The organism is Lutibacter sp., from assembly GCF_041596795.1.
GTDB lineage: Bacteria > Bacteroidota > Bacteroidia > Flavobacteriales > Flavobacteriaceae > Lutibacter.
The window spans coordinates 1-7,213 of record NZ_JBFHHX010000149.1 but is presented as its reverse complement, the minus strand read 5'-3'; the positions used below and the strand labels follow the sequence as shown (position 1 = coordinate 7,213).

Here is a 7,213-nt window from a genome sequence, read left to right as displayed (position 1 = left end):
GCAGAGTTTATAGCAACCATTTTAGGGTTTTGTCTAATATTAACAACATTATTAGTGTAATCACAAGAACGCATTTCAATAAAAGGATTATCATCTACATAATCATACAATCGCTTAGAACCTCCTAAAAAAGTTGTTAAAGCTCTACCTGCATTTACGCCTTTATAATTTCCGTTAATTACATCTTTCAAAATTAAATCAATCACTCCATCAGAAAACATTTCAGTATGTAATCCTAAATCTTTATGATTTCCTAAACGCGATAAAACCGCGTTTGGAATAGAGCCAATTCCCATTTGTAAAGTGCTCCTGTCTTCAATTAATTCAGCAATATAATCACCAATTCTACTTTCTATTTTTGAAGGTGTTGGCATATTAAACTCATGAATAGGTGTGCTTTCTTCAACAAACGTATTTATTTCAGAAATATGAATTAATCCTTCCCCATGAACTCTAGGCATTTTATCGTTTATATGAGCAATTACATGTTTTGCATTTGTTATAACCGACAAAATTGCTTCAACAGACACTCCTAAAGAACAATATCCGTGCTTATCTGGAGTAGAAACTTGAATTAAAGCAACATCTACAGGCAACACATTTCTTTTAAATAAATTAGGAACTTCACTTAAAAAAACGGGTGTATAAGATCCGTTTCCAGCCTTAATGGTATGACGAACATTTTTACCTATAAAAAGAGAATTAACATGAAAACTATCTTTATAAATGGGGTTAGCATATGGCGCATCACCTTCAATATGTAGGTGGCAAACTTCTACACCTCTCAACTCTTCATGTCTTGCAGACATAGCATTAATAAGTATTTGAGATGCTGCAGCTGCTGCCTGAATATAGACTCTATCGTTAGATTTTATAACTTTAACCGCGTCTTCCGCTGTTACTGATTTATACATAATTTTTTATTTTATTATTTGGTGCTGCAAATTTACCAAACTAATTAAGTAAAAAAACTGTCGAATATCATTTTTCGAAAACGATTTCTTAATTATTTCAATTGATGGCAACATAACTTTGTTTTTCTTTTTTTTAAAGTAACTTTGCAGAACCAATTTTTAAGAAGATGATAAAAATTAAAACTAGAGAAGAAATTGAATTGATGCGCGAAAGCGCCTTAGTAGTTTCTAAAACTTTAGGAATGTTAGCCAAAGAAGTAAAACCAGGTGTAACAACGTTATATTTAGATAAACTTGCCGAAGATTTTATTAGAGCTGAAGGTGCCATTCCAGGATTTTTAGGTTTGTATGATTTTCCAAACACGTTGTGTATGAGTCCAAATGCTCAAGTAGTACATGGAATTCCAAACGATAAACCTTTAATTGAAGGCGATATAATTTCAATAGATTGTGGTGCTTTAAAAAATGGTTTTTATGGTGATCACGCCTACACTTTTGAAGTTGGTGAAGTTGCCCCAGAAACAAAAAAACTATTAGATATTACCAAGCAAAGTTTATACGAAGGAATTAAACAATTTAGAGCCGGAAACAGAGTTGAAGATGTAGGTTTTGCAATTCAAAGCTATTGCGAAAAACACGGATATGGTGTTGTTAGGGAATTGGTAGGTCACGGTTTAGGTAAAAGTATGCACGAAGATCCGGAAATGCCAAATTACGGAAGACGCGGACGAGGTAAAAAATTTGTTGAAGGAATGGTAGTTGCTATAGAGCCAATGATAAACTTAGGAACGCATCAAATAAATCAATTAAAAGATGGTTGGACAATTTTAACACGCGATGGAAAACCAAGTGCGCATTTTGAACACGATGTTGCTATTGTTAATGGAAAACCAGAATTGCTATCTACGTTTAAATATATTTATGATGCATTGGGAATTGTGAGCGATGAAGAAGATGAGTTTAGACAAAACTTATAATGAAAATTTTTAAGTTTATACTCAATAACGTACCACGACCAATTCTTATAAAAGCAAGTTATTGGGTACGTCCGTTAATATCCTTTTATTTAAAAGGTTCAACATTTACCGATCCCATTGACGGTAAAAGTTTTAAAAAAATGTTGCCTTATGGTTATGGTGAACAACGTGCAAATGCATTATCTCCAAGCACACTTTCATTAGAACGCCATAGATTGCTTTGGTTATACTTAAAAAACGAAACGGATTTTTTTACAGCAGATAAAAAAGTATTACATATTGCGCCAGAACAGTGCTTTTTAAAATTATTTAAATCTCAAAAAAATCTTAACTACATTACTGCAGATTTATACTCGCCAATTGCCGATGTAAAAGCAGATATTTGTAATTTACCTTTTGAAGACAACCAATTTGATGTAGTTTTTTGCAATCATGTGTTAGAACATATTACTGATGATAAAAAAGCAATGAGCGAATTGTATAGAGTTTTAAAACCTGGCGGATTAGGAATATTTCAAATTCCTCAAGATTTAACTAGAGAAACTACCTACGAAGATTTCTCAATAACAAATCCTGAAGAACGTAAAAAACATTTTGGACAATACGATCACGTTAGAATTTACGGAAAAGATTATTTTAATAGATTACGAAATGTTGGATTTACTGTAAACGAAATAGATTATTCTAAAACTCTTTCACCAGAATTTATTGTAAAATATTGTTTAGTTAAAGGTGAAATTTTACCCGTTTGCACTAAATAATTTTAAATTATATAATCCAATTTACAAATTTCAAATCTTGTAAATTTATAATTACAAACACCTAACAAATTTTAAAATTTGTTAGGTGTTTGTAGTTTAGTTATCAAAGTTTTCTGATTTATACGTTTGTAATTGATCGTTTTCATCAATATAAATTAAAAAGGCTTTTAACTCTGTATGCTCCTTTAAAAAAACTTTAGTTTTTTCTAAACCCATAGCCATACAAGCCGTTGCATAACCATCAACATCTGCACAATCAGATTTTGAAATAACTGAAGCACTCAATAAATTACTTTCTGTTGCGTAGCCAGTTTTTGTATTAATAGTATGCACATATTTTTTTCCATCGGGTGTAGTTCTATATTTTCTATAATTTCCTGAAGTTGCAATAGATTCATTATGTAATTGTATAACCGTAGCAAATGAACGTGATCCATCTTCATTCGGATTTTCAATAGCAATTTTCCAAGCAACTCCATCTTGATTTACACCTCTTGCTCTAATTTCACCACCAATTTCAACCATGTAATTTTCAACATTATTTTTTTCAAATAAGCGTCCAATTACATCTACCAAATATCCTTTTCCAATTGCGTTAAAGTCGAAATAAATTTGAGGATACATTTTTTTCACTTTATTATTTGTCAAACTCACTTTATTAAAACCAACATAGGTTAATAACGAGTCAATTTTAAGCGAATCTAGGTTAGCAATATCATTTTCTGGACCAAATCCCCAAGCATTTACTAAAACACCCACAGTTGGATCGAAATCACCATTGGTTTCTTCAAATATTTTTGCTGATTTTGTAAATACTTCCTTAAAAAAGGCATCTACCACAACCGTTGTGTCGCCATCGTTAATTTTAGAAATATCAGACGTTGGAATATAGGTAGAAGTTGACTTATTAATTGCTTTTATTAAACTATCAATTCCTTTTTCAAAATCCACAGCATCACTTTCTAAATATTTAATAGAATAAGTTGTCCCAATTGCTTCACCTTGCATGGTTTTTAGCTGTAGCTTTTTGTTGTTTGAACAAGAGATTAATAAGGTAAAAACTGAGAAAAATAAGAGTTTTTTCATATAAAATTTGTAAATTGTTACTCTAATAAAATTAGGCAGTAAATATAGTGAATTATTAATTTCATAAATATTTCTTAAATTTTAAATGAACCTCTTTTAATTCTGCTATTTTACTACTTTTGTTAAGTATTTAAACAATTTAAATTATGAAAAAAATATCAATTTTGATGATCACAACAGCTGTTGTGTTGAGTTCATGTGTATCTCAAAAGAAGTACACTGAATTAGAAGGGAATTATAAAAAAACAAGTCAGGAATTGGTAGATACCAAAGCCGATTTGATGAAATGTAGAATTGAAAGTGAAGGAAAACTTTCTGCCTACGAACAACAAGTTGCTGATTTGAAAAAAGACAAAGCAAAAACATTAGAGTATGTTGATAACTTAACAGTATTATCTAAATCTGCTTCAGATAATATTAAAGAAACTTTAGCTCAAATGGGTAAAAAAGATGAGTACATTCAACACATCCAAAAAGCTATGAACAAAAAAGATTCAATTAATTTAGCTTTAGGATTCCAATTGAAAAAAGTACTTAAAGATGGATTTAATGATGAAGACATTGAAGTTAGCGTTGAAAAAACTGTAGTTTACATTAACATTGCTGATAAATTATTATTTAAAAGCGGAAGTGCTACAATTTCTAGCGAAGCAAAAAGAGTGTTAGGTAAAGTAGCTGATGTTATTGCTGCACAACCTGAGTTAGAAGTAATGGTTGAAGGTTATACTGATAACAAACCTATTAGCACTGCTGGAATTCAAGATAACTGGGATTTAAGTGTTAAAAGATCTACTTCAGTTATTAGAGTATTACAAGACGACTTTAAAATTGCTCCGGATCGTTTAGTTGCAGCTGGTAGAAGTGAGTACAAGCCATTAGCTAGTAACGAAACTGTTGAAGGTAGAGCAAGAAACAGAAGAACTAGAATTGTTTTAATGCCTAAATTAGACCAATTCTTTAAATTACTTGAAAATAAAGTTGAGTAATTTTTAAATTTAATAGCAAAAAAAAGCCACGTAAATTACGTGGCTTTTTTTTGCTTATTAATTAGTTTAAATCTATATCTAATAATTGCAATCCCTCATATTGCAATAAATATGCTGAATTTAAAATAGGTGGCTTTTTACCATCATCAGGATGTCCTAATCCAACTCCAGCAAATAACACTTTAGCATTGTTATTTCTAGCGTGAGTTTTAAATGTTTCCATCCAAATTACATCATAAGTAATTGCAATCTCTGAAATGGTTGTTGCTTTTACAATTACAAAATAGCGTTGGTTATTTTTATCAATACAAACAAACTGAGGGTTTCTTTTTAACTGACTATTTATGGCAATAAATTCATAGCCTTTTGCCTCTAAATCCTTTCCAACAATATTCATTGCTAAATTGTGTAATTCTTGTGTTGTTAATGGTTTACTCATAATTTTAAATATACTCAAAAAAAAAATCCGATACAAAAGTACCGGATTCTTAGGTATTTTATTTAATAATTTACTTAATAATTATTTTTTTAGTAGCTATTTTGCCATCACTTTCCACTTTTAAAACATAAATTCCTTTTGCAAAAGAAATTGGAATTTTTGTTATAAATGGCGAAGTATTATTTGTAAAAGAAGCCTTGTAAATTTCTTTTCCAATCATATCAAAAAATGACACATTTATATCTTTTGATGAACTTAATGCTATATTTAATTCATTAGAAACTGGGTTTGGATATACACTAAATAAATTAAACTCACTTTTATCAACATTTAAAACGTTAGAATTACCAAAGAAATATGTACCATTTAAACCTGTTGAAAAGTTTGCCGAAAGGGTAATTGCGGTATCAAAAGATCCAATTGTACCAATTGCTGTTTCAATAGTTGAACCATTATTTTTATAAACGGTTAAAGAAGCTCTATTATTACCAGTTGCTGTTTCCCATGCTGAAATTTCTTCTTCAGTAAAATAAAACTTTACTGATGCATCTCCAGCAGATTGTATAGTTTCTGGCGTAATGGTAAACATTTTAGCCAATACATAATTTGAAACGCCTGATGCTTGTTGCTGAACAGCAGGATTATTAGCGTCAAATGCTCTTGAAACAAATGCATCTACACAACCATAATTTTTACCATCATTATTAGTTATATCTACTACAAGGTTTTTATTTACATCGTTATTTGCAAAAATAGTACCTTGTGAATTTAACGCATTTTGATCTGGTGAATTTACTTCTATTTGAACATTATACTCAAATTTTGTTACAGACACATCATCTAACATAAAGGCATATGCATCATTAGAAACAACGTGAAATGCTATATATATTTGTTGACCATCAAATGCTGATAAATCGTATGTATATTCCGTCCAATCTATAGGAGCTTCTTCGTATATATTACCTCCAGGAATAGGATTGGTTGGGTAAATTGTAGTAAAACTAGCTATACTAGTGTCTGTATTCGAAATTTTTACTGAAAATCTTTCCAAACCATATTCATCTGTTATCGATTTAGCCCAAAATCTTAATTGGCTATTTAAACCATTTAAGTTTATTTGTGGTGAAAAAATGTAATCATTATTTAATGCGGTTCCATTTGGTGAATCCGTAGCTGCAAAACAATAATAGCCTTTATCTCCACCATGTGATTGCCAGCCAGAAACAGAAGAAGGCGTTGTTTGCGAGGCGTTATAAATAATAAACGTTCCTGTATATCCTTCATTAGTAAAATCTACACCTTCATTGCCATAAGTAGAATTTCCGTCACCATCATACATTGTCCAATCGCCAATTTCTGTAATTGTAAAATCTGTATAACTTTCAAAATTTTCAGTAAATAATGATATTAAATTTACCTCTCTTGAATCATCATTTGCAATTATAATTTCAATTTCAGATTTTCCAACTGTGGTAATTTCAGCATCTCCATTGGTTGACAAACTCATACCTATTACAATAGTTTCATTACTTTCATCAAAACTATCTTCATATATTCTAACATTAAGTGTTTTAGAATCTGTTTGTCCTGCTAAAAAAGTAACGGAGTTATTTACAAAATCAAAGTCAATTCCTTCGGTTGCAGTACCTGAAGTATTGGTAAATGTAATTGTGGCATCTTCAGTTGGAGCTTTTGCAATACCTAACTCAATGGTAATATCTCTATAACTACAAGAAGTTCCTTCTATAATAGAACTTCCCGAGTTATTAAAATAAATGGCAGGTGTTGGCTGTACACAACTTATAGAACTATTCAATTCAATTCTTCTAGGTGAATTTTCCATAACCGCTATCATCCTATCTTTTTGATCTTGTGTAAAAGTATCCATACAAGCATCGGTGGTATAATCCATATAGTTTTCTACCATATCATTTTTATCACTCGACGCAGGAATATCAGTACAAGAATTTACAACACTACACACATAATTTGCATTTCCGGCATTTGGTGTATCATCACAATAATCATCTACTGTACAATCTCCATC

General features: G+C 30.6%; 7 protein-coding genes. 3 read left to right on the top strand and 4 right to left on the bottom strand.

The window, feature by feature from the left end; genetic code table 11:
• On the bottom strand, positions 1-914 hold a 914-nt coding region (locus ABY298_RS13655; protein WP_372746614.1), incomplete at its 3' end, for an acetyl-CoA hydrolase/transferase family protein.
• 167 nt (positions 915-1,081) lie between these two features.
• On the opposite strand from ABY298_RS13655, the gene map reads away from it, so the two are divergent.
• The gene (map, locus tag ABY298_RS13650) at positions 1,082-1,891 is read left to right on the top strand and encodes a type I methionyl aminopeptidase (RefSeq protein WP_372746613.1); all 810 of its coding nucleotides are present in this window, start codon (positions 1,082-1,084) and stop codon (positions 1,889-1,891) included.
• Positions 1,888-2,652, top strand: coding sequence for a class I SAM-dependent methyltransferase (locus ABY298_RS13645; RefSeq protein ID WP_372746615.1), 765 nt, complete (start codon positions 1,888-1,890; stop codon positions 2,650-2,652). The genes map and ABY298_RS13645 overlap by 4 nt, the downstream gene beginning before the upstream one ends.
• Positions 2,653-2,748: 96 nt before the next feature.
• On the opposite strand, the gene ABY298_RS13640 is transcribed toward ABY298_RS13645, so the two are convergent.
• Positions 2,749-3,738, bottom strand: a complete 990-nt coding sequence (locus tag ABY298_RS13640) for an FAD:protein FMN transferase (RefSeq protein WP_372746612.1) — start codon at positions 3,736-3,738, stop codon at positions 2,749-2,751.
• Positions 3,739-3,884: 146 nt separating this feature from the next.
• Between ABY298_RS13640 and ABY298_RS13635 the strand changes: the two genes are divergently transcribed.
• On the top strand, positions 3,885-4,724 hold the full coding sequence (locus tag ABY298_RS13635; RefSeq protein ID WP_372746611.1) for a flagellar motor protein MotB: 840 nt from the start codon (positions 3,885-3,887) through the stop codon (positions 4,722-4,724).
• 61 nt (positions 4,725-4,785) lie between these two features.
• Here the strand turns inward: ABY298_RS13635 and ABY298_RS13630 are convergent, their stop codons facing one another.
• On the bottom strand, positions 4,786-5,163 hold the full coding sequence (locus ABY298_RS13630) for a Na(+)-translocating NADH-quinone reductase subunit F (RefSeq protein ID WP_372746610.1): 378 nt from the start codon (positions 5,161-5,163) through the stop codon (positions 4,786-4,788).
• Positions 5,164-5,233: 70 nt separating this feature from the next.
• The coding region (locus ABY298_RS13625) for a choice-of-anchor J domain-containing protein (RefSeq protein WP_372746609.1) at positions 5,234-7,213 on the bottom strand (1,980 nt) is incomplete at its 5' end.

Excerpts from the sequence above, each read along its gene's own strand:
- map (WP_372746613.1), top strand. The coding sequence starts at position 1,082 with ATGATAAAAATTAAAACTAGAGAAGAAATTGAATTGATGCGCGAAAGC.
- ABY298_RS13640 (WP_372746612.1), bottom strand. The coding sequence starts at position 3,738 with ATGAAAAAACTCTTATTTTTCTCAGTTTTTACCTTATTAATCTCTTGT.
- ABY298_RS13635 (WP_372746611.1), top strand. The coding sequence starts at position 3,885 with ATGAAAAAAATATCAATTTTGATGATCACAACAGCTGTTGTGTTGAGT.
- ABY298_RS13630 (WP_372746610.1), bottom strand. The coding sequence starts at position 5,163 with ATGAGTAAACCATTAACAACACAAGAATTACACAATTTAGCAATGAAT.